General features: G+C 56.9%; 1 pseudogene. It reads right to left on the minus strand.

The features are described 5' to 3' along the window. Positions 1-30: 30 nt before the first annotated feature. Positions 31-281: pseudogene (locus DW937_RS15355) on the minus strand (hypothetical protein); the annotation flags it as partial.

Raw genomic sequence — 281 nt, forward strand, 5'->3', positions numbered from 1 at the left:
AAGCACGACACGCCGTTGCTGTTCGCACCGTCAGGTGCGAACCATGAGCAGGGTTTGGGGTGGGACCGCGTTTGCGAAGCGCAGCGCAGCAATGAAAGCCCCAGTGGGGCTTTTAAGCGGCAGCGCGGTCTGCGATAGCAGATGGAGGGGCGTTGCCCCGACAAGCGCTACCCCAACAAGATCACTTCGGAAATGCAGATGCATTGAAGAAGTGAAGTCCCGGATGGGCAGGAAATTTTCAAGAATTGAAAATTTGTGGCCACGGGACGGTTCTTGCCCTC

The sequence above is a fragment of the Faecalibacterium sp. AM43-5AT genome, assembly GCF_003603345.1.
Lineage (GTDB): Bacteria > Bacillota > Clostridia > Oscillospirales > Ruminococcaceae > Faecalibacterium > Faecalibacterium taiwanense.